Annotated in this window: 19 protein-coding genes and 2 pseudogenes; 12 read left to right on the top strand and 9 right to left on the bottom strand. The window is 71.7% G+C overall.

The window, feature by feature from the left end:
- Positions 1-246: 246 nt before the first annotated feature.
- Positions 247-990: a GAF and ANTAR domain-containing protein gene (locus tag F0L68_RS15135; RefSeq protein ID WP_149850204.1), complete on the top strand. Its 744-nt coding sequence runs from the start codon at positions 247-249 to the stop codon at positions 988-990.
- 31 nt (positions 991-1,021) lie between these two features.
- Here F0L68_RS15135 and F0L68_RS44900 read toward each other — a convergent pair whose 3' ends face one another.
- The 3 genes and pseudogenes from F0L68_RS44900 to F0L68_RS44890 form a co-directional block, all read right to left on the bottom strand.
- On the bottom strand, positions 1,022-1,564 hold the full coding sequence (locus F0L68_RS44900; RefSeq protein WP_149850203.1) for a hypothetical protein: 543 nt from the start codon (positions 1,562-1,564) through the stop codon (positions 1,022-1,024).
- A gap of 220 nt (positions 1,565-1,784) precedes the next feature.
- A pseudogene (locus tag F0L68_RS44895) lies at positions 1,785-1,886 on the bottom strand (hypothetical protein); the annotation flags it as partial.
- Between the two features lie 137 nt (positions 1,887-2,023).
- Positions 2,024-2,146 (bottom strand): annotated as a pseudogene (locus tag F0L68_RS44890) (PEP/pyruvate-binding domain-containing protein); the annotation flags it as partial.
- A 333-nt stretch (positions 2,147-2,479) separates the two neighbouring features.
- On the opposite strand from F0L68_RS44890, the gene F0L68_RS15115 reads away from it, so the two are divergent.
- Complete coding sequence (locus F0L68_RS15115; protein ID WP_149850212.1) at positions 2,480-2,926, top strand: pyridoxamine 5'-phosphate oxidase family protein; 447 nt, start codon at positions 2,480-2,482, stop codon at positions 2,924-2,926.
- Between the two features lie 77 nt (positions 2,927-3,003).
- Here the strand turns inward: F0L68_RS15115 and F0L68_RS15110 are convergent, their stop codons facing one another.
- The 3 genes from F0L68_RS15110 to F0L68_RS15100 are packed head-to-tail and all read right to left on the bottom strand — an operon-like array spanning position 3,004 to position 5,514.
- On the bottom strand, positions 3,004-3,618 hold the full coding sequence (locus tag F0L68_RS15110; RefSeq protein WP_149850202.1) for a CBS domain-containing protein: 615 nt from the start codon (positions 3,616-3,618) through the stop codon (positions 3,004-3,006).
- Positions 3,619-3,620: 2 nt separating this feature from the next.
- The gene (locus F0L68_RS15105) at positions 3,621-4,484 is read right to left on the bottom strand and encodes a universal stress protein (RefSeq protein WP_149850201.1); all 864 of its coding nucleotides are present in this window, start codon (positions 4,482-4,484) and stop codon (positions 3,621-3,623) included.
- Between the two features lie 19 nt (positions 4,485-4,503).
- A complete protein-coding gene (locus F0L68_RS15100; RefSeq protein WP_149850200.1) occupies positions 4,504-5,514 on the bottom strand; it encodes an Acg family FMN-binding oxidoreductase in 1,011 nt (336 codons plus the stop codon).
- 214 nt (positions 5,515-5,728) lie between these two features.
- Here F0L68_RS15100 and F0L68_RS15095 point away from each other — a divergent pair, with 214 nt between their 5' ends.
- Positions 5,729-7,441 carry a sensor histidine kinase gene (locus F0L68_RS15095; protein ID WP_149850199.1) on the top strand — a complete coding sequence of 571 codons (1,713 nt, stop codon included), beginning with the start codon at positions 5,729-5,731 and terminating at the stop codon, positions 7,439-7,441.
- Between the two features lie 29 nt (positions 7,442-7,470).
- Here the strand turns inward: F0L68_RS15095 and F0L68_RS15090 are convergent, their stop codons facing one another.
- Positions 7,471-8,121, bottom strand: a complete 651-nt coding sequence (locus tag F0L68_RS15090; RefSeq protein WP_149850198.1) for a response regulator — start codon at positions 8,119-8,121, stop codon at positions 7,471-7,473.
- 36 nt (positions 8,122-8,157) lie between these two features.
- A complete protein-coding gene (locus F0L68_RS15085) occupies positions 8,158-8,901 on the bottom strand; it encodes a CBS domain-containing protein (protein ID WP_149850197.1) in 744 nt (247 codons plus the stop codon).
- Between the two features lie 192 nt (positions 8,902-9,093).
- Here F0L68_RS15085 and F0L68_RS15080 point away from each other — a divergent pair, with 192 nt between their 5' ends.
- From F0L68_RS15080 to F0L68_RS15055, 6 genes are all read left to right on the top strand, one after another.
- Positions 9,094-9,681, top strand: a complete 588-nt coding sequence (locus tag F0L68_RS15080) for a CBS domain-containing protein (protein ID WP_149850196.1) — start codon at positions 9,094-9,096, stop codon at positions 9,679-9,681.
- 34 nt (positions 9,682-9,715) lie between these two features.
- Complete coding sequence (locus F0L68_RS15075) at positions 9,716-9,919, top strand: DUF6544 family protein (RefSeq protein ID WP_149850195.1); 204 nt, start codon at positions 9,716-9,718, stop codon at positions 9,917-9,919.
- Between the two features lie 112 nt (positions 9,920-10,031).
- Positions 10,032-10,586 carry a DUF4365 domain-containing protein gene (locus F0L68_RS15070; RefSeq protein WP_223198808.1) on the top strand — a complete coding sequence of 185 codons (555 nt, stop codon included), beginning with the start codon at positions 10,032-10,034 and terminating at the stop codon, positions 10,584-10,586.
- A complete protein-coding gene (locus F0L68_RS15065) occupies positions 10,583-11,653 on the top strand; it encodes a hypothetical protein (RefSeq protein ID WP_149850194.1) in 1,071 nt (356 codons plus the stop codon). Before F0L68_RS15070 ends, F0L68_RS15065 begins: the two co-directional genes overlap by 4 nt.
- An 11-nt stretch (positions 11,654-11,664) precedes the next feature.
- A complete protein-coding gene (locus F0L68_RS15060) occupies positions 11,665-12,273 on the top strand; it encodes a hypothetical protein (RefSeq protein WP_149850193.1) in 609 nt (202 codons plus the stop codon).
- On the top strand, positions 12,270-15,416 hold the full coding sequence (locus F0L68_RS15055; protein ID WP_149850192.1) for an ATP-binding protein: 3,147 nt from the start codon (positions 12,270-12,272) through the stop codon (positions 15,414-15,416). Before F0L68_RS15060 ends, F0L68_RS15055 begins: the two co-directional genes overlap by 4 nt.
- Before the next feature lie 42 nt (positions 15,417-15,458).
- Here the strand turns inward: F0L68_RS15055 and F0L68_RS15050 are convergent, their stop codons facing one another.
- Positions 15,459-16,322 (bottom strand): universal stress protein, encoded by an 864-nt coding sequence (locus F0L68_RS15050; RefSeq protein WP_149850191.1) that lies wholly within the window; start codon positions 16,320-16,322, stop codon positions 15,459-15,461.
- A 179-nt stretch (positions 16,323-16,501) separates the two neighbouring features.
- On the opposite strand from F0L68_RS15050, the gene F0L68_RS15045 reads away from it, so the two are divergent.
- From F0L68_RS15045 to F0L68_RS15035, 3 genes are all read left to right on the top strand, one after another.
- On the top strand, positions 16,502-18,403 hold the full coding sequence (locus F0L68_RS15045; RefSeq protein ID WP_149850190.1) for a heavy metal translocating P-type ATPase: 1,902 nt from the start codon (positions 16,502-16,504) through the stop codon (positions 18,401-18,403).
- Positions 18,400-21,063, top strand: a complete 2,664-nt coding sequence (locus tag F0L68_RS15040) for a bifunctional acetate--CoA ligase family protein/GNAT family N-acetyltransferase (protein ID WP_149850189.1) — start codon at positions 18,400-18,402, stop codon at positions 21,061-21,063. Before F0L68_RS15045 ends, F0L68_RS15040 begins: the two co-directional genes overlap by 4 nt.
- The coding region (locus F0L68_RS15035) for a cation-translocating P-type ATPase (RefSeq protein WP_149850188.1) at positions 21,060-23,557 on the top strand (2,498 nt) is incomplete at its 3' end. The genes F0L68_RS15040 and F0L68_RS15035, both read left to right, overlap by 4 nt.

Below are 23,557 nucleotides of genomic sequence, written 5' to 3'. Positions count from 1 at the left end.
ACAGGGAGCATCAAGGCTGTGGTGTGGGGTGGCCTCGTCTCTGGACCAGGTTCATTATCGGTGCGTCGTCAGGTCGTGGGTACGGCCGAATTTCGGGATGAGCAGGGGCCAAAGTCCCACGGGCGGAAGCCGCGGACCCAACAGGTTCGCCAGGCGGGTGGTATCCGGTCGTATGGGGTTGAAGCAGCGAGTCCCCGGGCAGCCATCGCCGCGAACGAAACAAGGACGACAGGAGGCTGGCGCGTGATGTCTGAGCAGTCTGTGCCGGAATGGGATCTGGAGGCCGGCCTGCGAGAGCTGACCGCGCTGATGCTGTCGACCACCGACATCGAGCAGTCGCTGCGACACATCGCCGACACGGCGTGCAGGCTGCTGCCGGGCCATCCGATGGCCGGGGTGACGCTGGAACGCGGCGGCCAGGTGATGACCGTGGCGTCCTCGGACGCGCACGCGAGCATGATCGACGAGATCCAGTACAGCAGCGGGCAGGGGCCGTGCCTGGAGTGCATGCGTGGCGCCGAGCCGATCCTGGTGCCGGACCTGACCCGGGAAACCCGGTGGGGAACGTACTCGACCACGATGCTCGCGCACGGGGTGCGCAGCGTCTACTCCCACCCACTGCACGCGGACGGGACCGCGATCGGCGCGCTGAACCTGTACGCCACGACCGTCGACGGGTTCGACACCCAGACCCGTCAGGCGATCCAGCTGACCGCCGAACACACCGGTGTGTTGCTGTCGGCCGCGATCAACGCCGCCCGCCAGGCCGCCTTGACCGACCAACTGCGCCAGGCTCTCGCCTCCCGCGCGGTCATCGACCAAGCCCTGGGCATGATCATGGCCCGCGACCGGTGCACCGCCGGCAAGGCATTCGAGATCCTGCGAACCATTTCCAGCCACCGCAACCTCAGGCTCCGCGACGTCGCGGCGGAGATCGTCACCGCGATCAGCGGACACCCGCCCGCGCTCGAGGACCCCCATTTCGCCTGACCGGGCGAGCATCTCGCGCAGCACCCGCAGTTCACCACTGAGAACCCGGTCCCTGGGGCCAGAGCCCCGTCCCATGCTCACAAAGATCTGGCCCCGAGGAACAACGGCCCTCTTTGCCGGAACTGTCCTGCTGGGACACGGAGAGAGACCGCAGGTGCCGGCGGGTCGCGACGCCAACGTCACGACTCTGTCCCCGGGGTGTTATGCCCGCCGGCACTGCGGCCCCCGCGCGTCTGCGTGGACTCCCGCACTCGCACGACGCATCTGCCTCGACGACTCGTAGCCGCCCATCCTCGACCTCCTGCCACCGTTCGTCTCGTGCCGCGGGCCGGGCACGTCGGTGTGCGAACTCGTCGACGAGCACGACCTGCGGACGAAGCGCGAGCAGCGCGTCGAGATCCATCTCCTCGAACACGCGCCCCCGTGGGCACGCGCTGACGGGCATCACCTCCAGGCCATCGGCCATGGTCTCGGTCAGTCGCTGTTCGTGCTGTTCGACGACGCCGATCACCACGTTGGTGCCTCTGGCCAGGCACTGGTGCCCCAGGTAGATCCGCAGCTGTCCGCGTGACATGGCCCGTCCTCAGTGTGGCGCGGTCAGTTCGGCGACCACCCGGTCGACGAGTCCGGGCAGCGCGGCGGCGACCTGCGGGGACAGGCCGACACCCAGACCGAGGTCGGCGGCCTGGACGGCATAGACCATCAGCAGGCCCGGCATCCGGTCCAATGCGGTCCTCGGCGATCGCCCATTCCAGGTCGTGCGGAGACCCGTAGTGCTGTTCGACCTGCGTGGCCAGCCGAGCCAGCCCGATGGCCTCGTCGTTGGTGAGCACCCGTGCGGCGCCGGTGCGCTCGTCGAGGTCGACGAGCAGGTCGTGGCCCTGCGGGCCGCGCACGATCTTGTGCGTCTGGTGCCCGACCCTGGTCCGCAGGCCGCGGCCACCTCCGCAGGCTGGTCGACCAACGGCGGCACGGTGGTGAGGATGTCGGTGATCTCGGTGCGGACGTCGCAGTGCTCCATCGCGGTCAGGTAGGCCTGTGCGGTCACCACGAAGCCGGTCGGCACCGGGAATCCGGCGTTGACCAGTTCACCCAGGTTCGCGCCCTTGGCGCCGGCCGCGGCCGCGTCCTGCTTCCCCAGTTCCTCGAAGGGCATGACATAGCGGGTCGTCTGCGCTCTCAACTCCCTTGCCTGGCCAACACCTCTCACGCGGCCTCGGACGAGGCCCCGGTAACCACCCTCGCCGCAACGGCGTTGGCGGGAGAGGGGACAAAGTCCCCGTCGACGCGACACAGGGCCCGGCCCGTCAGCCCTGAGGGCTGCCTGGCACGACAGAGTTTCCGGTGACCCCGCGCCCGCCCGCCTGACTCCGGGCGATACCTCCACAGGTCCATTGTCAACAGGGACTTTCGACCCTTCTGTGCGACGTGGTGCCGGGAGACGGTGGCGACGGACCGAATGGATCGAATCGGGGGAGTTGGTGTGGCGATGTTCGACTCGGCGGGCCTGCGGGTGCTTGACGAGCGGGAGTGCCTGCGACTGTTGTCGACAGTCCCGATCGGACGGATCGTGTTCACCGAGCAGGCGATGCCCGCGGTGCAACCCGTCACCTTCGCGGTCGTGGGGCGCAGCGTCGTGTTGCGCGCCGGCCAGGGCAGCAAGCTGGCCGCGGCGACCCGCAACGCCGTGGTGGCCTTCGAGGCCGACGAGTTCGACCACCGGGCCAGGTCGGGGTGGAGCGTCGTGGCGATAGGCAGGGCGCAGTTGGTTCTTGACGAGGACGAACAGGCGGAGCTGGCGCGGCTCGACCTGCACTCGTGGACGCCCGGCACGGGAGACCATTTCGTTCGCATCGCGATCGAGTTGGTCAACGGCCGACGCATCGCCAACGGATCCGAGCGGGTCGACGTCGACGGGGACGCTCCTGGCGAATAGCGTGCCGCCGCACGGAAACTCCCCGGGGTTCCGCCGTCGACCGGTGAAGCCCCGGGGAGTTGAGGGACCGAGAACGGTCAGACCCGCAGTTCGGCCTCGAACGCGACCTCGACGGCCACCACCCCGGCCACCGCGCCGGCCAGGACCTCGGCCACGCGGCGGTCGGTGGCGTTGTCGAAGCAGTCCGCAATGGTCACCACGCCAGCGGCCACGGTGACCCGCCAGCGATGGTCGCCGCCGTACATCCTCAGTTGGTGCCGCACGTCTGCGGCGATCGTCTCGTCGTCGCGGATGAGGGTGCGCAGCAGGTCGCGGCGGCTGACGATGCCCACGACGGCGGCGCCGTCCACGATGGGGATGCTGCGGATGCCCTCCTCGACCATCATCCTGGCCAGGTCGGCGGCGTCGGCGCCGGGTGTCATTCCCTCGACCGGTGTGGTCATGACCTCGCCGACCGTCATCGGCGGCCGCTCGTGGTGGCTGGTGTCGCGGATCATGTGGGACCTGGGGTCGGGCAGGATGCGGTCCTTGATCAGGTCGGCCTCGGTGACGATGCCGATCAGCCGGTCGTCCTCGTCGGTCACCGGTGCAGCGGTGAAGCCGTGGGTGGCCAGCAGCGTCGAGGTTTCCTTGATCGAGGCTCCGGCCCGGACGGTGATCACCGGGGTCGTCATGATGTCCTTCGCGCGCATGATCAGCTCCTGGTGGCGTGCAGCGTGGTGTTGGGCAGTTGGAACAGCAGGCCGGGAGGCATCTCGAGCGGTCGCGGGTCGTCGACGTGCGGGCCCACCACGAGAACGGGTCGGGACGTGCGAGCCAACAGCCGGCGAAGACCCCGACGCAGGTGTCCGCCCGCGGTGCTGCCGACCGCGACGAGGAAACCGAACTGGGCGTGCCAGGCCAGCGCCGACAGCACCCGGCCGGTGAACTCGCCAAGGGGCACGGGCACGGCGGGGTGCCTGGAGGCCAGTTGGGACAGCGCGGTGCGCAGGTCGGAGTCGGTGCCCAACTGTGCCCTACAGTGCACGGCCCGCACCGAGGTGCCGAGATGCTCGGCGAGCATCAGGGCGTGGCCGAGAGTGCGCCGCGAGTGTCGGGTGTCGTCGACGCCGACCACGATGGGACGGTCCGGTTCGGTCCAGGACGCCCGCGGTGGAACGACGACCACCGGGCATCGGGCCTGCCCGATCACCCTGGCTGCGGTCGAGCCGCCGAGGAGTTCGATCGGGGCCCAGCGGGTGCGGTGCCCGACCACGATTACGCGGGCGTCGTCGCCGGCCAGCACCAACCCGCTTGCCGGGCTGCCCTCGACGAGCCGTTCGCTCACCTCCAGCCCGGGGAAGCGGGTGCGTAGCTGGTCGGCGATCTCGCGAAGCCGGGTCCAGGCCCGCATGCCCGGGTCGATGGTGGAGTCCCGGCTCGCCGACCGGTTCCGGTAGGTGTGGGTCAGGCGCAGCTCGACACCGAGCGACTGGGCGTAGCGGGCGGCCCAGGTCAGGTGGTCGAGGGTGGCGGGTGCCGGTGGCACTCCGGCCACCACGGCGGCGGGCACGGTCATGGCGGGACTCCTGCTGTGGTCAGTGGCAGTTGCTGGGGCTGGAGGTGGGGAGAAGCAGCTCGGCGACGGGCCGGCGCGGCGCGGCGGGCACGGGGGAGCCGAACCCGATGCGCAGCACGGTCTGCGGATGAACGCCGCCGCCGATCATGCGGCGCAGCTCGCCTCGGGTCGTGGGGACCTCGATGACCTGGGAGAGGAACGAGGCGGCCAGGCCGAGCGCGGTCGCGGTCAACAGGACGCGCTGCATGGCCTGTCCTGCCTGCAACTGGGCGAGCTCACCCTCGAAGTGGGAGCTGAGCACCGCGATCAGGGGCTCGGACTCGAAGTCCTTGCCGGGACGGCGGGGCGTGCCCTGCCCCGAGGTGAAGTCGCGCAGCGTCCACTCGTCCTGGCTTTCGGGGGCGGGCCCGGCCGACCGGGGCGGCACGCCGTCGTTCCGTCCGTCGTCGACGGAGGTCCACGTGACGAGCTCGACGCGGTACGCGGGGTCGTCCAGCTGCTCGCGGTGGGCCAGGGCGACCATGCGCTGTAGCCGCGCCCGCTGGTCGCGGTCGGTGATCATCTGGAGCCAGGTTCGTTCGGTCTGCGCGGCGCGGACGAGCATGTGTCGGTGCGCGATGGGGACCGGGGCGTCCAGGAACGGGCGGCGGTTGGTGTGGCGCTGCCACACCGCCCGCAGCAGCGCGGCGATGTCCTCGGTCATCCGCGCGGTGCCGCCATGCGTGACGACGGCCAGCGGGCCGGAGGCGGCGGCGGGGTGCAGGCTGACCAGCGGCCGGACTCCCTTGCTGTGCAGGGCCAGCCGGATGTTGAGCAGCGCGGCGCCGCAGGCAAGGCGCAGCTCGCGGTCGTCGGGATCGGTGCTGGGCAGCCGTCGAGTCAGGTCGGCGTGCAGTTCGATGGCCTCGGGCAACACCCGGAACCGCCACGGCTGGGAGTTGTGCAGCGACGGCGCCTGGGCGCCGGCCTCCAACACCATGCCGATGTCCTCGCTGGACAGCCCCAGCGCCGCTGCCGTCGTCACGCCCATCGCCCATCACCCCGTCGCCCCGATGCCGGTGCGTTCACGTGTCTCCCGGTGGAGAACCACGCCCCCACGGTGCGCCACGGGGACGGCAGGCACCCACGGGCGAAAGTCACCACCTGACAGGGCCCTCCTGCGCGGCGTGGGCGCCTTGGCGGCGGCTGGACACCGTGTCAAGCTGAGGCCGGACACCGTCCTACCGAAATCAGCAGGAGCGCTCATGGCACCGCCGCGCAAGCCAGAGTCGCCGCCTTCGGCGACGGTCGAGCTGGCCGGGCTGCGGTTGGACGAGTTGCTGGCCGAGGTGCAGGACCGCCTGACCGAGATCGTCAGGACCCGCGATCGGCTCCAGGGGTTGCTCGACGCCGTCCTGTCCGTCGCCTCGGGCCTTGAGCTGGACTCGACCCTGCAAAGGATCGTGCAGGCCGCGGTGGAGCTCGTGGGCGCCCGCTACGGGGCGCTGGGTGTGCTCGGCCCGCACGAGGGCCTCTCGGAGTTCGTCTACGAGGGCATCGACCCGGAGACCCGCTCGCACATGGGGCATCTGCCGGAGGGCCGTGGCCTGCTGGGGTTGTTGATCAAACAGCCGCGTCTGGTGCGGTTGGCGGACCTGAGCCAGCATCCCGCGTCGGTGGGGTTCCCGCCCAACCATCCGCCGATGAAGCGGTTCCTCGGCGCGCCGGTGCTGGTCCGTGACGAGGTGTTCGGCAACATCTACCTGACCGAGAAGCGCGGTGGTGGCGAGTTCACCGCCGACGACGAGATCGTGTTGCGGGCGTTGGCTGCGGCGGCGGGTGTCGCGGTGGACAACGCCCGGTTGTTCGAGCAGGGCAGGAAGCGGCAGCGGTGGTTGGAGGCCACCGCGGAGATCCGCGCGGAGTTGCTGTCGGGGGCGTCGGGAGAGGACGTGCTGCGGCTGGTCGCCCAGCGCGCGCTGGAGCTGTCGTCGGCGTCCGGGGCGCTGATCCTCCTGAAGGAGGAGGAGAATCTGCGGGTCGGCGCGGTCGCGGGCCAACCGGGAGACCGCGTGGTCGGGTTGGCCGCCGCTGTCGCCGACCTCGCCATCGGCGAGGCGTTCGGCACCGGCACGCCCATGCTGATCGCCCAGGTCACCGACGTGCTCGAGGGCGAGTTCGGCGCGGTGTTGGCGTCGTTCGGGCCGGGTTTGGCGGTGCCGCTGCGCGCGCCGGCCGGGGTGATCGGTGTGCTGCTCGCGATCCGGGACAAGGGCGCCGCGCCGTTCCTGCCCGACGAGGTTCCCCTGCTGGGGTCGTTCGCCGACCAGGCCGCGATGGCGCTGGAGTTGGCCGAACAGCAACGGGCGCAGCGGTTGTTGGATGTGTTGGCCGACCGCGACCGGATCGCCCAGGACCTGCACGACCATGTGATCCAGCGGTTGTTCGCGGTCGGCCTGAGCCTTCAGGGCACCCTGCGCCGTACTGCTGACCGTGGGGTGCAGGTCCGGATCCAGCGGGCGGTCGAGCAGTTGGACCAGACGGTGCACGAGTTGCGGACGTCGATCTTCGACCTGCACAGCAGGGGCGAACAGGGCACCGGCAGCCTGCGGCGGCGGCTGCTGGACGTGGTCGCCGAGGTCACCGCCGACGCCGAGGTGAACCCGTCGGTGCGGATGTCGGGCGCGGTGGACACCCTGGTCCCGGCCGCGATCGCCGAGCACGCCGAGGCCGTGGTCCGCGAGGGTGTGAGCAACGCGGTGCGGCACGCGCGGGCCGCCTCGGTCTCGGTGACCGTCGAGGCGACCGACCAGTTGGTCATCGAGGTGGCCGACGACGGGGTCGGTGTGGCGGGGGAGGTGGCGCGCAGCGGGCTGGCGAACCTGGAAAACCGGGCGGCGGCCTGCCACGGGACGTTCGAGGTGCGGGCCGTGCCCGGCGAAGGTACTCGGTTGATCTGGCGGGTGCCGCTACCGTAGCCAGGTCCCCGGCGTCGGGCTCGTCGGCCTCACTGCTGGGGCCGCTTGTCCTTGCGGAGGTCGGCGGCCAGCACCGCGGCCTGGGTGCGGCGCTGCATGCCCAGCTTCGCCAGCAGGTGGGACACGTAGTTCTTGACGGTCTTCTCCGCCAGGAACATTCGTTCGGCGATCTGCCGGTTGGTCAGGCCGTCGCCGATCAGGTTCAGTACGACCCGCTCCTGCTCGGACAGCTCCCGCAGCGGGTCGCGGTGCTCCTGCTCCCGCCGCAACCGGTTGAGCAGCGCGGAGGTCGTGCGGGCGTCCAGCAGCGACTGGCCGGCGGCGACCGTGCGCACCGCGGCGACCACGTCCGCGCCAAGGACCTGTTTGAGGACGAACCCCGCCGCGCCGGCCATGATCGCGTCGAACAGCGCGTCGTCGTCGGCGTAGGAGGTCAGCATCAGGCAGCGCAGCTCGGGATTGGTCGAGCGCAGCTCGCGGCACAGCTCCACGCCGTTGCCGTCGGGCAACTGCACGTCCAGTACCGCCACGTCCGGCGCGCACCCTGGCAGCCTGGCCAGCGCCTCGGCCACTGAACCCGCCTCGCCAACGACCTCAAGGTCGTCCTCGTCGCCCAGCAGGTCCGCCACACCGCGCCGGACGATCTCGTGGTCGTCGACCAGAAACACCCGAGTGCTCACCGGAAGCACGGTACTGCGCGGGCGGGCGCGGCGCAGTCAGCGACCGTCCCGGCGAAGCGGGCCGAAAGACCCTGGCGCGCGCGGATCGACGCGAGGCAGGCCGCCCGCGTGCTCGGGCTGGGCGTCGTCCAGTTCCCAGCGCAGCGAGTTCACCACCCCGACAACCCCGGGAATCGCCTCGGTGAGCCGGCCGGCCAGGTCGACCTCGCTGCGGCGTTCCAACCGGCCCCGCAGGGTCACCACCCCGTCCTCCACGGTGACCACGACCAGGGCCATGTCCGCCCAGAGCACCCGCTCGAACACCTCGTGCCGCACGACCTCGCCGATCTCCTGGTCGCCGCGCAGGAACAACCTGAGCACGTCGCGCCTCGACAGCACACCCACCAGGCGGTCCTCGGCGTCGACCACGAACAGCCGGCGGACGTTCGAGCGGGCCAGCGCGCGGGCCGCTTCCGTCACGGGCGTGTGCGCCCGGATGGTCTGGACGGGCTCGCTCATCACGTCGCCCACCACCAGGCCGTGGGCCCTGCGGCGTTGCTCGCGGCGGGCCGGCAGTTCCAGTAGCGGCTTGTGGTCCGCGGTGGGCTCGGGGCGGTACTGCTCCTTGCGCATCAGGTCGGCCTCGGAGACCACGCCGATCAGGCGGCCGCTCGCGGCGAGCACCGGCAGCGCGCTCACGGCGTGCTCGGTCAACAGCCTGGCGGCCTGCGTGAACGAGGTGTCCGGGGTGGTGGCCACCAGCTCGGTGGTCATCACGGTGTCCACGTCCGGGTATCGCATCGTCGCCTCCAGTCCCGCGTTGGGATTGCACAACCCGAATCCACTGTCCGACGACACCACCGTGGACAGGCCCCGCACCAGGGTCGAAAACCCCGGGGAACCCGGGACTTCCGGATCCGGACGCGGGCGGTGCGACTCTGCCGGCCGCGCCTGCCTCCCGCCTAGCGTGATGGCATCGAGCAGGGAGGCGTCATGCGAGCACGGGACATCATGACCAGACCGGTGGTGTGCGTCCGGCCCGACAGCACCCTCACGCACGCGGCGGTGTTGTTGCACGACAACGGGTTCGCCGCGCTACCGGTCGTCGACGCTGACCAGCGAGTGGTCGGGATCATCGGCGAGACCGACGTCATCGCGCGGCGCCTGCGGTCGGGCGACGGACGCGCGGCGGTGGTGGCCGAGGCGATGACCGCCCCGGTGTTCGTGCTGCACCCCGACGAGACCGTCGCCGAGGTGGCCCGCCAGTTGCTGGGGCGCGGCCTGCGGTCGGCGCCGATCGTGGCGGCCGGGGTCGTGGTCGGCGTGGTCAGCCGGCGAGACGTGATGCGCGCGCTGGCGCACGAGGACAACACCGTGGCCGCGCAGGTCCGCTACCGGCTGACCGACTACTTCGGGCAGGGCAGGCGCTTCGACGTCGAGGCGGACGACGGCGTGGTGATCGTGCGCGGTGACTTCCTCGACCAGGCCGAGCAGGGCATGGTGCGGGCGCTGGCGCACATCGTGCCCGGTGTCCGCGAGGTCGAGCCCAGGCCGTTGGGCCCGGCGATCGTGCGTGGTTGAGGCGGCGATGTACTCCGTCAACGGTGCTGCCCCCGTGGCGGGTCCGCTCCTGCGGGAGGACTGGGCCGAGCTGTCGGCCGCGACCGACGGGCCGGCGGCCTTCGACCCGGCGGCGGCCGCCGAGCTGCCGGCCCCGGTGCGGCGCTGGCTCGCCCACGCTGTCGAGCCTGGCGTCCCGCTGTGGCGCTCGCTGGAGTTGACGACGGCGGGGTCCATCAGGCTGGGGGAGTGGCGGTAGCAGGGCCTTTAGTCCCGCACGAAACGGTAGTACTGGGCGGCGCTGTGTGTGTCGTGCAGGCGAACGGGTGAGTTGACGGTCCTACCGGTGTGTGGACCGTCCCCGTTGGTCGATGCTGTCAGGACACACCGAGCGCCAGCGCTGGGAGGAGCCTGTGCTCGACTCGCGCAATCACCAGGGCAAGTTCGGGGCGGACTACATCCGGGTGCTGGCGTCGGCGGCGGGCCTGACGTGGGCCGAGGACGACGTGGACCTCGACGGCATCGACCTGTGCATCAAACTGCCGGGTCGCACGCCGCGAGGCTTCTCGCCCAGGATCGACGTGCAGGTGAAGACCACCTCCCGGTTGGCGACCCAGCACGGCTGTGTGACCTTCGACGGCCTGGATCACGTGCAGTTCAACAAGCTCGCCGGCTCGGAGTTCGTCGTGCCCCGATACCTGTTTGTCGTCCATGTTCCTCGCGACGCGGCCTCCTACGCCGACCTGAGCACATCGGGGCTGCTACTGCGGCACATCGGCTACTACCTGTCGCTGAGAGACCGGCAACCCGTGGCAGCGGACCGGCACCGCCACATCAGAGTCAAGTTGCCCCTGGGTAACGTGCTGACGGCCACGAGCCTGCGCGCGCTGGTCGTCAGCAACGTCGAGAGCACGGCACAAGGATGATCCGCACACCGCTGATTCGTGAGGCGCGGGAATATCTGCGGGGTCACGGCTGGACAGTCACCAGGTATTGGCGTGGCGCGGAGATCTGGACGTGGCAGGACTTCGACGTGCTGGTGCCGCCGACCGACACCATGGGCGACTCGGTGATGCTGTTGCGGGAGTTGGTGGTGCTCGTGGCGGCAGCCGAGGAACGGTCCCCTCAACTAGTTGCCCGCGCGATGATCACTCCCGCTGTCGATGTCGTCTCGTATCGCCTGTCCGATGCCGAATGGGGCGAGATCGCCCTGCCCGCGGGCCTGCGGGCCATGCGCGCGGTACGCGACCTGATCGCGGCGTGTGCCCGGGGCGTCGCGGAACACTCGCACGGGACGAGACCGACGATGGTGGGCTCGCTGCTGGAACGGACCCTGTTGAGCTTGGCCGACGACGCGTTCGGCGTCGATGTTCTGCTGCCGGTAGAGCCAGGACCTGTCGAGTCGCTGGGCAGGCTGACCGCACTGCGCCTGCTGCACAGTTCGTTGGCGCAGCTGGAGATGGCGACCGAGGGGTCGTTCGAGGATGGTGCGGACGAGGCTGTCGCCGACGGTACGTGCCTCGCGTTCGGGGATCTGGCAGGACCTTGGCGACGGTCGCCCTTCCGGCTTGAGTTCTGTTGGTCGTGGGCCGTTCCCGCGGGACAAGGACCCGTGGCGGTCGAGTTCCCGGACGGAGCGGGCGAGCGGATCCATGCGCGAGGCAAGAAGCTGAGCCAGACTGTGCCTGCTGCTTCGGCGGTTGTGGAGGGACTGGTTACCAGCCTGTCGGACGACAAGGACGGCGACAGGTGGGTAGTCGGCGTGCGCGGCCGTAGCGTGGTCGATGGGGCTGTCGAGGCGCCGGAGCGAGTCGTCTCGATCCGGTTGGCTGGCGCGCAACAGTACGCGGCCGCGCTGGACGCACATCGGCGCGGCCGCACCGTGCGAGCCAAGGGGAGTGTGGCCCGCGTGGGCCGCAGACGCGGAGTCGTGGTGGGCCCCGACGGGTTCGCGGTGTCGACTCTGGAGAGTGTGCGACAGCGACAGGAATGAGGACATCGTCAATGCCCGTTGACCAGTTGACCCTGCGCGAGCGCGCGGTCCTGCTCGTGTTGATGGCTGAGGGGCGTGAACTCACCAATCGGGAACTCCACGAACTGGCGGGCCTGAGGCTCGACGGCGAGCCGCGCAAGCGACTGAACGCGCTCGGCCTGGTCAACAGCGCGTGGAACGGCCGCGCCTACGTGCACGAGTTGACCGACAGCGGCGCAGTGTGGTGCTCGGCCGAACTGCATGGCTCCAGGCCCGTGCGGTCGGGCTATGCGGGAGGCGCGCTGTACGCGGTGCTGGCGGGGCTCCGCCGCTATCTCGACGACACCGGACTGGCGCTCGCGGACGTGTTTCAGGCGAACGTGGAGAGTCAGGTGGAGTCGGCGTATGCCGAACTGACGGACGGCCGGGGCGGGACGGTTCGGCTCGCCGTCCTGCGCGACCGGCTGGCGGGCGTGCCCAGGAACGATGTCGACCGGGCGCTCCGGGCGCTGTCCCGGCGGGAGGGGGTGCACATGCGAGCCGAGGCGGACCAGAAGACGCTGACCGAGCGCGACCGGGAGGCGGCCGTGGTGTGGGGAGGCACGGCCCGGCACCTGCTGGTGATGGAGGCGGCGCCGTGAACGAGGAACAACGGAACGCCCTGGCCGCGGTGCAGTTCAGCAGTGCCGTCTCGCCGGACGACATCTGGAACCCCCTGAGCCGCCACGTTGACGGCCTGCACCAGCAGGCGGTGGCCGTCATCCAGTCCGCGGTGCTCGCGGCGAAGCGGAACCCGCACGCCAGCCCCCTTGGCATCGTGCTGCGCGGCGAGCGCGGTGTCGGCAAGACCCACATGCTCGGTTGGCTCAGGCAGTGGGTGCAGGCGAACGGCGGGGCGTTCTTCCTGCTGAAGCTGCTCGACAAGGCGTCGTTCTGGGCCGGCGCCGTGTACGGGGTCGTCAGCGGGCTGGTGAATCGGGGCGGCGACCAGTTGGGGAGCATGCTGGTCAGGTTGACCACGTTGATTGGCTGCTCCGACGAGCTGGGCATGAGGCTGCGCGGAACCATACCGGTGAGCCGGCAGGACATCGACGGACTGGTAGAGCGGCTGCGCGACGTGGATCCCCAGGTTGCGGCGGAGTGCCAGGACACGCTGCGTGCGCTGGTGCTGTACCGCGCCAGGGGACGGGTGAGCGACGTCGGGCATGCCTATCTGCTCCTCGAGGAGGGCATCGACGAGTCCGATCGACGGCAGTGGGGCTTCCGGACTCGCCAGCGACCGGCGCAGCTCGTTCTCAACGACCTGGCGCGGATCTTCGCCCTGACCGGGCCGGTGGTGATGGCGATCGACCAGATCGACTCCGTGATCACCCAGTCGGCGGAGGGGGCGGACCAGGATCTGCTGGCGGACCGCCTGGCCGACGGGCTGATGCGACTGCGGGAGGAGGTCCGGCGAACGATCCTTGTGGCGGCGTGCATTCCCCAGTCTTGGGAGCTGATCGCGGGGCGGGGTGTGTACTCGGCTGGAGACCGGTTTCGGGTCGTGGATCTTCGGACCGCGATGCCCGACTCCGCGGTGGCGTTGGCGATCGTGGAGCAGCATCTCGCGGGTCTGTACGGCGACATCGGGTTCGCACCTCCGTATCCCAGCTGGCCGGTGCTCCCGATGGCATTCGACAGCCCTGACTTGGTCCACTTCACTCCGCGCCGGCTGTTGCTGCGCGTCGAAGGACATGTGCTGTCGTGCCTGAGCCAGGACCAGGTAGACGAACTGGCGGACCTGAGCGCGACCGTCCCTGACCAGCCGTCGATGTCGATGGTGGCGCCCGCCGCGCTGACCGCCCTCGACGAGTGCTTCGCTCGACAGCGGGCGGATGCGGACATCATGACACCGCTGGATTCCGGGCACGAGGACGAGCGCATGGTGTCGCTGCTCGGCGCGGCACTACGCTGCTATGTCCTCGAACAGGGCGGGGGCGGGCAGATCCTGGCGATCGATCCTCCGCCGGGTGCGAAGCCCGCGCTGCACGCGCGACTGCGTCGCACTCTCGACGAAGCGACCGAGGACGAGGAGCACTGGGGGTTCCGGGCCATCGCACACAACCAGCACACGGCTGTGCTGACCCGGCTGCGAGCCGCCCGCCTTGAGGCGGCCCTCCAGCAGGTAACGCCGAAGCGACACCTGATCGTGCTGCGCAACACCCCGTTCTCGGGGGGACCGGTCACGAGGAAGGCGCTCGCCGAGTTCGCGGCGGCGGGCGGGCTGGCCGTGCCGATCTCCGAGAGCGACCTGCGCACCTTCTGCGCGCTGGAGGCCATGCTTCGGGAGCCGCCTCCGGACTTCCTGCCGTGGCTTGAGACACGTCGGCCGGCGAGTGGATCCGAGCTGCTCAACCGCGTGCTTCCGTCCGCGATGCAGGCAGGGACAAACCCGAAGCCGGCTCCCACTCGGGACGACACGGTGGTAGTGGCTGGCAACGTGCCCGAAGCGGCGGTCCAGCCGGCCGCAGATCATATGGCGGGCCGAGACGACTCCGTGCCCAGCCGCGACGACGCCGAGGCCGCGATCCCGGTCGGCGTGGACGTGACCAGTGGGGCGAGATTCGCTGTTCCTCTCCTGAGCCTGCGCAAGCACACGGCCGTGTTCGCGGGCAGCGGATCGGGCAAGACCGTCCTGCTTCGCCGCCTGGTCGAGGAAGTCGCGCTGGGCGAGGTCTCCGCGATCGTTCTGGACACGAACAACGACCTGGCCCGCCTGGGTGACCGGTGGCCCTCGCCGCCCGCGGGGTGGTGGCCCGGCGACGGACAACGCGCTGAGCGATATCTGGCCGACACCGACGTGGTCGTCTGGACTCCTGGCAGGGAAGGAGGAAGGCCGCTGGTGTTGAACCCGCTGCCCGACTTCGGTGAGGTGATGGACGATCCTGACGAGTTCCGGACGTCGATCGACGCGTCGGTGGCGGGCCTGATTCACCGAGCGGGCCTGACCGGGCGTCGAATCGCGGTGGGAAGGGCCGTGCTGACCGAGGCCCTGGCGCACTTCGCGCGCAAGGGAGGCCAAGGTCTGGACTTGTTCGTTCAGCTGCTTCGTGATCTGCCGGAGGGCACGAGCACCATCAGGTCCGCGGTGCGGTTGGCCGCCGACATGGCGGAGGGGCTGCGGGCCGCGATGATCAACGACCCGGTGTTCGGCGGCGCGGGTGACCCACTGGATCCCGGAGTCCTGTTCACTCCCGGCCCTGGGAAGCGGGCCAGGGTGTCGGTGATCAGCTTTGTCGGCCTGCCCGACGACAACCAGCGCCAGACCTTCGTCAGCCAGCTTCAACTCGCGCTGTTCGCGTGGGTCAAGCGCCACCCCGCGGCGGATCGACCGCTTGGCGGGCTCCTCGTGTTGGACGAGGCGCAGACGTTCGTCCCCTCCCGCGCGGCGACCGCCTCGACCGAGAGCACGCTGCGGCTGGCGACGCAGGCCAGGAAGTACGGCCTGGGCATGATCTACGCGACGCAGGCTCCCAAGGCGCTGCACAACCTGGTCGCCGGAAACGCGGCGACCCAGTTCTTCGGTCTGCTCAACGCTTCGGCCCAGATTCAGGCCGCGACGGAACTCGCGCGCGCGAAGGGCGGCAGGGTGGAGGACATCTCACGGCTGCCGGCGGGGCGGTTCTACTGCGCGACGGAAGGGTCGAGTTTCGTCAAGATCCAGGTTCCGATGTGCCTGACCCACCACCCCGAGAGCGCGCTGACCGAAGAGGAGGTGCTGGCCCGTGCGCGGGCTGCCAGATGATCGACTACTGTCCACTGTGGACGACTGAATCGGTAGACAGGGTCACGGCGACGGCGCCACCACCGCGACCGGGCAGCTCACCCGGCGCAGCACCGCCTGGCTGACCGAACCCAGCAGCAGCCCCACGCGCGCGGAGTGCCGCCGGGAACCGACCACGAGCAGCGACGCGGCCGAGGCCTCCGCCAGCAACGCCTCGACGGCCGGCCGCGCGGGCACGTCCAATCGCACCGGCACGTCCGGATACCGTTCGCGCATCCCACCAAGGGACTCCGCCAGCGCCCTGCGGTGCTCCTCGTGCGGCCCACCACCAAGCCCATGCTCCAGCGACGGCCCACCCCGCCACGCGTGCACCGCCCGCACCGCGAGCCCGCGCCGCGCGGCGAACGCGAAGGCGAACTCCACTGCGGGCTCCGACAGCGCCGTGCCGTCCACGCCGACCACCACCGGGCCGCCCTCCTCGCCGACGCCGTGCACGGCCACCACCGGACAACCCGAGGTGCGCACGAGGTCCGCGCTAACCGAACCGAGTGTCAACTCGGCCAGCATCGCGCCTCGGTGTCCGCCGACCACCATCAGGCTCGCGCCGTCGGCGGCGTCCAGCAACACGTTCGCGGGACGCCCGGTGTGCACCACCGTGGTCACCGGCGGCTCGTACCCGCGTGCCCTGACCAGGTTCGCCGCCTCGCGCAGGATCCGATCCGACACCTCTCGGACCGCCTGCGCCTCGGCGGCTGGGGCCCACGCGCCCTCCACGATCGGCGCCGCATAGGGATCCGGTTCGGCGTGCGCCAACACCAGCCGCCGGCCGGTCAGCCGCGCCTCCTCGATCGCCCAGTCCAACGCGAGCACACAGTCCGGACACCCGTCCACGCCGACCACCACGGGCCGGTTCTCCAGAGTCGTCATGCCCGCACGATGACACCGGCCGAGAACGCCGCCCAGAGGCGAACCGACTGCCACACCAGAGACTTCCGGCCCGCGCGGGCCGAAGGTCCCGTGCGCCGCGGCCCTTGGGCACTGCCGCCGATCCACCGCGCGCAGTCGGATAAGACGAGGAATCCACCTGTCCTGGCGGGAGACGACGCATGGGCCACACCACCGACCGAACGCCGGTCAACGGCGAGCTGGTGATGCTCGTCCTGGTCACCCAGCTCCTGGTGGCAGGCGGGGTGCTGTGGCTGACCGGCGCCCCGTTCTACGACCTGCTGTGGGGCCTGGCTGCGGCGTTCGCGCTCGGCCCGACGCTGGTGTGGGTGGGGAAGGACCTGCGCTCCGGTCGCCTCGGCGCGGACCTGCTCGCCGTGCTGGCGTTGGCTGGCACGCTGCTGGTCGGCGAGCGCCTGGCCGGGGCGGTCATCGCCGTGATGGTGCTGTCCGGGCACGCTCTGGACACCTACGCGCGCCGCCGCGCCCGCCGCGACCTGAGCGCGCTGCTGGACCGCGCGCCTCGGCACGCCAGCGTCTGGATCAACAACCGGCTGCGCCGGGTCAAGGTCGGCGACATCGCGCCGACCGACCGCCTGGTTGTCGCGCCCGGCGAGGTCGTCCCGGTGGACGGCACACTCCTCGCCGAGGGCAGCTTCGACGAGTCGGCGCTCACCGGCGAGCCGGCGATCGTGACCCGCGCCCAGGGGGAGTTCGTGCGCAGCGGCGTGGTCAACGCCGGCGGCGCCGTGCAGCTCATGGCCACCGCCACCGAACGCGACAGCACCTACGCCGGGATCGTCCGGCTCGCCAGCGGCGTCGCCGCCGAGAGCGCGCCCGTGCTGCGGCTGGCCGACCAGTTCGCGGTGGTGTTCCTGCCCGTCGCCCTGGTTGTCGCGGCATTGGCGGCGTGGCTGTCGCACGACGTGGGCCGCGCGGTGGCCGTGCTCGTCACCGCCACCCCGTGCCCGCTGCTGCTGGCCGCGCCCGTCGCGATCACCTCGGGCATGTCCCGCGCCTCGCGACTGGGCGTGGTGCTGCGCGACGGGCTCGCGCTGGAGACCCTGGGCCACGCCACCATCATGCTGCTGGACAAGACCGGCACGGTCACCACGGGCCGGCCCGCCGTGTCTGCGGTGCTCACCGCGCCTGACTGGGCCGCCGCCGACGTGCTGGAGTTGGCGGCCTCGGTGGAGCAGCAGTCCGTGCACGTGCTGGCCGACGCCGTGGTCCGCGCCGCTCACGACGCCGGCCTGCGCCCACCAGAACCCCACCACGTCCTGGAGCAGCCCGGGTTCGGCGCCAGCGGCGCGGTGCGCCACCACCAGGTCGCGGTCGGCCGACTCCGCACCCCCACCCGCGACCTGTCCGACTGGGCCGTGCGCGCCACCCGCCGAGCCGAGGAGCAGGGCGCGGCCCTGATCTGGGTCGAGATCGACGACCGACCGGTCGGCGCGCTGCTGGCCACCGACGAACTCCGCCCCGACGCGGCAGACACCGTCCGCCGGCTGCGCGCCGCCGGCCTGCGCCGACTCGTCCTGCTCACCGGCGACCGGGCCGACACCGCGCGCCGGGTGGCCGACGCGCTCGGCCTTGACGAGGCGGTCGCCGACTGCACCCCGGCCGACAAGGTCGAGCGGACGCGGGCCGAGCAGCGCGCCGGCACCACGGTCATGGTCGGCGACGGCGTCAACGACGCCCCGGCGCTGGCCGCGGCCGACGTCGGCATCGCGCTGGGCACCAGGGCCACCACCGCGGCCGTGCAGGCCGCCGACGGCGTCATCACCGACGACCGCATCGGCCGGCTCGCCGACGTCATGGACGTGGCCCGCCGCGCCCGCCGCATCGCCGTGCAGAGCGCGGGGATCGGCATGGGGCTGTCGCTGGTGGCCATGCTCGCCGCGGCCCTCGGCCTGCTCCCGCCCGTCGCCGGCGCGATCGCCCAGGAGGGCATCGACCTCGCGGTCATCCTCAACGCCCTGCGCGCCCTCGCACCGGCCCACCCTCACCCCCAACCTGCCCCGCAACGCCACGCGACACCTGTCCAGGAGGCCGCACGATGACCACGCCGACAACCGACCCGGCCTGGGCGCTGCTCACCGACGGCCGCATGGTCGAGATCCGCCCGCTGCACCAAGGCGACGGCGACGCCGTGCGCGCCCTGCACGACCAGCTTCCCGAGCGCGACCGGTACCTGCGGTTCTTCACCGGCGCCCCCGCAGGACTTCCCGCGCTGGCCCGCCGGATCGCCGGACCCGTCGACACCCGCCACGCCGCGCTGGGCGCGTTCCTGGACGGCCGGCTCGTCGGGGTCGCCAACTACGAGGTCCTCGCCGACGCGACCACCGCCGAGGTCGCCTTCGCCGTGGACCACACCGCGCAGGCCCACGGCGTCGGCACGCTGCTGCTGGAACATCTTGGCTCGTTGGCCCGGCGCAGGGGCATCCGCAGGCTCGTGGCCGAGGTGCTGGCCGAGAACACCGCGATGACGCGGGTGCTGCGCGACTCCGGCCTGTCGATCCGCGTCACCCCCGACGGCACCGTTGTGCACGTGGCGATCCCACTCGACCCCGGCGACCGCTACCTGGACGCCGTCGCCGAACGCGAGGCCGCCGCCGACACGGCCAGCCTCACCGCGGTGCTGCGGCCCCGGTCGATCGCGGTCGTCGGCGCGAGCCGCCGCACGGACTCCGTCGGCAACGCGGTGTTGCGCAACCTCGTCGACGGCGGCTGCGGCGGGCAACTGCACGCGGTCAACCCGCACGCCGCCCAGATCCACGGAGTCCGTTCCTATCCCTCGGTCGACCGGCTGCCCGACCCGCCGGACCTGGCCGTGCTGTGTCTGCCGGCCCACGGCGTCCCGGACGCGGCCGAGCAGTGCGGCAGGTTCGGCGTGCGGGCCCTGGTCGTGATCTCCGCCGGCCTGTCGGGCACCGACCTCGGCCAGCGGCTGCGCGACACCGCGCGTCAGCACGGGATGCGCCTGGTCGGCCCGAACTGCGTCGGCGTGGTCAACACCGAGACCGCCGCGAGCCTCAACGCCACTTTCCTTGCACACCAACCCAACGGGGGCGGCGTCGGGATCGTGTCGCAGTCCGGCGGCGTGGCCATCGCGCTGCTCGACCAGCTCGACCGGCTTGGCCTCGGAGTGTCCACAATGGTCTCCACGGGCGACAAGTACGACGTGAGCGGCAACGACCTACTCCTGTGGTGGCGGCACGACCCGACGACCGAGTTGGCCGTGCTCTACCTGGAGTCCTTCGGCAACCCGCGCAAGTTCGCCCGCCTGGCCAGGACTCTGGCCGCGGCCAAGCCCGTGCTCACCGTCCGCTCGGGCACCTCCGACACCGCCCAACGGGCCGCCGCCTCACACACCGCCGCGGCCGCCACACCAACGGTGACCCGCGACGCGCTGTTCGAGCAGGCCGGCGTGATCGCCCTCGACACGCTCACCGAGCTGGCCGGCACAGTCGCCGCGCTGTCGTGGCAGCCGCGGCCGCGCGGCCGGCGCACCGCGATCCTGTCCAACGCCGGCGGCGGGGGAGTGCTGGCCGCCGACGCCTGCGCCGCCAACGGCCTGCTGCTCCTGGAACTCGCGCCCGCCACGGTCACGCGGCTGCGCGCCCTGCTGCCGGAGCAGGCCAGCCTGCACAACCCGGTCGACACTACCGCCGGCGTCGACGCGGCCACCTATGGCGCGTGCCTGCGCGCGCTGCTCGAGGACTCCGGGATCGACGCGGTGCTCGCCGTCACCGTGCCCACCGCGCTGGGCGACCCCGGCACCTCGATCGCCGACACCACCGCCGGCGTGGACAAACCGGTGCTGGCCGTCCGACTCGGCCAGCTCGACGCGGTCACCTCGCTCGACGGAACCGACACCCGCGTGCCCAGCTACGGCGACCCGGCCGAGGCCGCCGCCGCGCTGGCCCGCGTCGCCCGCTACGCCGCCTGGACGCGCAGACCGGCCGGACGCGTGCCCGACCACCCGGACCTCGACCTGGCGCGCGCCCTCGCCACCCTCGGCCACGCCGCCGAACACCATCCCGAGGGCGGCTGGCTGCCGCCCAGCGACGTCGCCGACATCCTCGCCGCGTTCGGCATCCCCATGGTGGAACTCGCGGTGGCCCACGACGAGGACGGCGCCGCCGAGGCGTTCACGCGGTTCGGCCGGCCGGTGGTGCTCAAGGCGGTGGCCGAGGGCGTGCTGCACAAGAGCGCGGGCGGGGGAGTGCTACTCGACCTGCGCGACGAGGCCGCCGTGCGCGCCGGATTGACCGAGCTGCGGGAGCGGTTCGGCACCGCGCTCCGCGAGGTCGTGGTCCAGCCGCTGGTGACTCCGGGCCGCGAACTCCTGGTCGGCGTCAGCTCCGACGAGGTGTTCGGCCCGCTGGTCGTGTTCGGGCTGGGCGGCACCGACACCGACCTGATCGCCGACCGCGCCGCGAGACTGACTCCGCTGACGGACACCGACGCCGAGGCCCTCGTGCACTGCCTGCGTGGCTCCCATGCGCTGTTCGGGCCGGGTGCCACGCCCCGGCTCGACGCCGACGCCATCGAGGACGTCCTGCTGCGCGTCGGGCGGCTGGCCGAACTGCTGCCCGAGGTCGCCGAACTCGACATCAACCCGCTCGTCGCCGGCCCCACCGGCTGCCTCGGGCTGGACGCCCGCATCCGCATCCACCCGGTCGAGCCGACCGACCCCTACCTGAGGAGACTGCGGTGACCGCGACAACGCTGGACACCGAGGACGCCAACCCCAGGGACCCAGCCACGCGGCCGCTGCGCGACCTACGCACCGACCCCGACGGCCTGTCCGCGAGGGAGGCCGCGCTGCGGCTGAAAGTCCACGGCTCCAACGAGCTTCCCCAGCGCGGTGGGCGGCGCTGGTGGCGGGAGCTGGTCCGTCAGTTCACCCACCCGCTGGCCCTGCTGCTGTGGCTGGCCGCCGCGCTGGCCGTCGCCACCGGAACCACCCAGCTCGGCGCCGCGATCATCGCGGTGATCATCCTCAACGCGCTGCTGGCCTTCGCGCAGGAACAGCAGGCCGAGCACGCCGTGGCCGCGCTGGGCGAGTACCTGCCCCAGCGCGCGTGGGTCGTGCGCGACGGGCACCGCCAGGAGATCCCCGCACGGGACCTGGTGCGCGGAGACGTGCTGGTGATCGAGGAAGGCGAGCGGGTCTCGGCCGACGCTCGGCTGCTGGAGGGCAGCCTCGAACTGGACATGTCCGCGCTGACCGGCGAGTCCGCGCCCGTGCTGCGCGCCGCCGACGCGGTCGACGACGCGACCCGCCCCCTGGACTCCCCGGTGCTGGTGTTCAGCGGCACGGTCTGCACGGGCGGCACCGCGCGGGCGGTGGTGCACGCGACCGGGGCGCACACCGAACTCGGCCGGATCGCGGCGCTGTCGGCGCGGGTCCACGTCGAGCAGAGTCCACTGGAACGCCAGGTGCGCAGGGTGGCGTGGCTGATCGCGGCCATCGCCGCGGGCGCCGCCGTGGCGTTCCTGCCGATGGGCCTGGCCGCGGGCCTGAGCCTTGGCGCGGCGTTCGTGTTCGCGATCGGCCTGCTGGTGGCCAACGTGCCCGAGGGGCTGCTGCCCACGATCACCCTCGCGCTCGCGGTGGGCGTGCGGGCGATGGCGCGACGGGGCGCGGTCGTCAAACGCCTCTCGGCGGTGGAAACCCTCGGCGCGGCAACGGTGATCTGCACCGACAAGACCGGAACGCTCACCGCCAACGAGATGCGCGTGGTGGCGACCCGCACGGGCACCGGACGGCGCGCGGCCGACGGATCGGTCGCGCTCCTGGAACTGGCCGCCGCGGCGGCCCGGTGCGGCACGGCGGAACTCGACGGCCCGGGAGACCCCACCGAGCTGGCTCTGCTGCGCTTCGCCCGCGACCTCGGCATCGAGACGACGCCAGAGCAGCGCGATCGCGACCGGGTCGCCCTGCATCGCTTCGACCCACACCTCAAACGAATGTCCACAGTGGACCTCATGGCGCCGGGCACGCGCGTGCACACCAAGGGCGCCCCCGAGGTGCTGCTGCCCCTGTGCACGAGCGTGCTGGATCCGGCCTCGGGCGAACGCGACCTCGACCCGGCCTGCCGGTCGATGGTGAGCCACGCCGTCGACGAGCTGACCGCGCAGGGACTGCGCGTACTCGCGTTCGCCCGCAAGCCCTGGGCCGAGTCCACTCCGCCGGACCGGGGCGAGGCCGAACGCGACCTGTGCCTGCTGGGCCTGGTCGGCCTGCTCGATCCGCCGCGCCCCGAGGTGGCGGCGGCCGTGGCGGACTGCCACAAGGCGGGAATCCGGGTTCACGTGGTCACCGGCGACAACGGCCGCACCGCGGCCGAGATCGCCCGCCAGGTCGGCATCGGCGCCGACCTGGTGGTCGACGGCGACGAGCTGGACGCGATGCCCGACCGGGCACTGGACGAGCTGCTGGCCGGGCCGCAGGAGATCGTGTTCTCCAGGGCCGCGCTCGAGGCGAAGCTGCGCATCGCCGAGGTGTTGCGGCACAACGGACACACGGTCGCGATGACGGGCGACGGCGTCAACGACGCACCCGCCCTGCGCCGCGCGGACATCGGCGTGGCCATGGGCGTTGGCGGCACCGACGTCGCACGGGAAGCCGCGACCGTGGTGCTCACCGACGACAGCTTCGCCACGATCACCGCCGGGGTCGAGGAAGGCAGGCGGGTCTTCGACAACGTCCGCAAGTTCGTGCTGTACATCTTCGTGCACGCGGTGCCCGAAGTCGTGCCGTTCCTGGTGTTCGCGCTGTCGGGCGGCATGATCCCACCGCCGCTGGGCGTGCTCCAGATCCTGGCGATCGACCTGGGCACCGACACGCTGCCCGCGCTCGCGCTGGGCCGCGAGCCCGCCGAGCCGGGCCTGATGGCCAAGCCGCCGAGACCGCGCCGCCAGGGAGTGATCACCGGGCGACTGCTGTTGCGGGCGTGGGGTTTGATGGGCACGGTATCGGCCGCCCTGGTGCTGGCGGCGTTCTTCGCGGTGTTGTGGAGCGCGGGCTGGCACCCCGGCGACCCGGTCGAGGAGTCCGCGCCCCTGCACCACGCCTACCTCCAGGCCACGACCGCGACCTTCCTGGGCATCGTCGCCTGCCAGATCGGCAGCGCGTTCGCCGCCCGCACCGAGTGGTCACCGCTGCGTGCGATCGGACTGACCGGCAACCGGTTCCTGTTGGGCGG

Origin of the sequence: Solihabitans fulvus (genome assembly GCF_008386585.1) — a bacterium.
GTDB classification, from domain to species: domain Bacteria; phylum Actinomycetota; class Actinomycetes; order Mycobacteriales; family Pseudonocardiaceae; genus Solihabitans; species Solihabitans fulvus.
This window is presented reverse-complemented; position numbering and strand designations above follow the sequence as displayed.

What these genes read in the sequence shown, in the direction of transcription:
- F0L68_RS15040 (WP_149850189.1), top strand. Translation starts at nt 18,400, where the DNA reads ATGACCACGCCGACAACCGACCCGGCCTGGGCGCTGCTCACCGACGGC.
- F0L68_RS15115 (WP_149850212.1), top strand. Translation starts at nt 2,480, where the DNA reads ATGTTCGACTCGGCGGGCCTGCGGGTGCTTGACGAGCGGGAGTGCCTG.
- F0L68_RS15065 (WP_149850194.1), top strand. Translation starts at nt 10,583, where the DNA reads ATGATCCGCACACCGCTGATTCGTGAGGCGCGGGAATATCTGCGGGGT.
- F0L68_RS15085 (WP_149850197.1), bottom strand. Translation starts at nt 8,901, where the DNA reads ATGCGATACCCGGACGTGGACACCGTGATGACCACCGAGCTGGTGGCC.
- F0L68_RS15095 (WP_149850199.1), top strand. Translation starts at nt 5,729, where the DNA reads ATGGCACCGCCGCGCAAGCCAGAGTCGCCGCCTTCGGCGACGGTCGAG.
- F0L68_RS15100 (WP_149850200.1), bottom strand. Translation starts at nt 5,514, where the DNA reads ATGGGCGTGACGACGGCAGCGGCGCTGGGGCTGTCCAGCGAGGACATC.
- F0L68_RS15060 (WP_149850193.1), top strand. Translation starts at nt 11,665, where the DNA reads ATGCCCGTTGACCAGTTGACCCTGCGCGAGCGCGCGGTCCTGCTCGTG.
- F0L68_RS15135 (WP_149850204.1), top strand. Translation starts at nt 247, where the DNA reads ATGTCTGAGCAGTCTGTGCCGGAATGGGATCTGGAGGCCGGCCTGCGA.
- F0L68_RS15110 (WP_149850202.1), bottom strand. Translation starts at nt 3,618, where the DNA reads ATGCGCGCGAAGGACATCATGACGACCCCGGTGATCACCGTCCGGGCC.
- F0L68_RS15045 (WP_149850190.1), top strand. Translation starts at nt 16,502, where the DNA reads ATGGGCCACACCACCGACCGAACGCCGGTCAACGGCGAGCTGGTGATG.
- F0L68_RS15105 (WP_149850201.1), bottom strand. Translation starts at nt 4,484, where the DNA reads ATGACCGTGCCCGCCGCCGTGGTGGCCGGAGTGCCACCGGCACCCGCC.
- F0L68_RS44900 (WP_149850203.1), bottom strand. Translation starts at nt 1,564, where the DNA reads ATGTCACGCGGACAGCTGCGGATCTACCTGGGGCACCAGTGCCTGGCC.
- F0L68_RS15080 (WP_149850196.1), top strand. Translation starts at nt 9,094, where the DNA reads ATGCGAGCACGGGACATCATGACCAGACCGGTGGTGTGCGTCCGGCCC.
- F0L68_RS15050 (WP_149850191.1), bottom strand. Translation starts at nt 16,322, where the DNA reads ATGACGACTCTGGAGAACCGGCCCGTGGTGGTCGGCGTGGACGGGTGT.
- F0L68_RS15070 (WP_223198808.1), top strand. Translation starts at nt 10,032, where the DNA reads ATGCTGTCAGGACACACCGAGCGCCAGCGCTGGGAGGAGCCTGTGCTC.